This window comes from Prescottella defluvii, from assembly GCF_000738775.1.
GTDB classification, from domain to species: domain Bacteria; phylum Actinomycetota; class Actinomycetes; order Mycobacteriales; family Mycobacteriaceae; genus Prescottella; species Prescottella defluvii.
This window is the reverse complement of sequence record NZ_JPOC01000142.1, coordinates 1-247: the sequence shown is the minus strand read 5'-3', so window position 1 is coordinate 247 and position 247 is coordinate 1. Positions and strand designations below refer to the sequence as shown.

Sequence of the window (247 nt, the reverse complement as noted above, 5' to 3'; positions counted from 1 at the left end):
CGGGCTGTCTGCCCCCGCCGTGACGACGTACAGGCCGATCACCGCGGCGAGCATGATCAGACCGCCGAATAGGTTGTACAGCAGGAATTTCACCGCTGCCCGCGACCGGCCGGCGGACTGCCCGAAGCCACCGATGAGGAAGTACATCGGGATCAGCATGGCCTCGAAGAAGACGTAGAACAGCAGGATGTCGAGGGACAGGAACGACATCAGCACCATCGACTCGACGACGAGGATCAGTGCCACG

1 protein-coding gene is annotated in these 247 nt (G+C 62.3%); it reads right to left on the bottom strand.

The genetic code is table 11. The features are described 5' to 3' along the window. A partial coding sequence (locus tag IJ15_RS25075) for a proton-conducting transporter transmembrane domain-containing protein (protein WP_037136121.1) occupies nucleotides 1–247 on the bottom strand: 247 nt, incomplete at both ends.